Origin of the sequence: Micromonospora sp. DT47 (assembly GCF_049844475.1) — a bacterium.
GTDB lineage: Bacteria > Actinomycetota > Actinomycetes > Mycobacteriales > Micromonosporaceae > Micromonospora.
Window position 1 is genome coordinate 1 of the sequence record NZ_JBNCLC010000068.1, and the last position, 490, is coordinate 490.

Consider the following 490-nt stretch of genomic DNA (forward strand, 5'->3'; position numbering starts at 1 on the left):
AGGCGATGTTCCGCACCTGGCTGGTCAGGTTGGACGCCATCGAGTTCACGTTGTCGGTCAGGTCCCGCCACGTACCCGAGACGCCCTTGACCTGGGCCTGACCACCCAGCTTGCCCTCGGTACCCACCTCGCGCGCGACCCGGGTCACCTCGTCGGCGAACGACGAGAGCTGGTCCACCATCGTGTTCACCGTGGACTTCAGCTCCAGGATCTCACCCCGGGCGTCCACCGTGATCTTCTGCGACAGGTCACCCTTCGCGACCGCGGTGGAGACCTGCGCGATGTTCCGCACCTGGGCGGTCAGGTTCGACGCCATGGAGTTCACGTTGTCGGTGAGGTCGCGCCAGGTGCCGGCGACGCCGCGCACCTGGGCCTGACCACCCAGCTTGCCCTCGGTGCCCACCTCCCGGGCCACCCGGGTCACCTCGTCGGCGAACGACGAGAGCTGGTCCACCATCGTGTTCACCGTGGACTTCAGCTCCAGGATCTC

The 490-nt window shown here is 67.1% G+C and carries 1 protein-coding gene; it reads right to left on the reverse strand.

Annotated features, from left to right (window positions below; all coding sequences use genetic code 11):
- Positions 1-490: HAMP domain-containing protein (locus tag ACLQ2U_RS32175; protein ID WP_425754641.1), on the reverse strand; the 490-nt coding region annotated here is incomplete at both ends.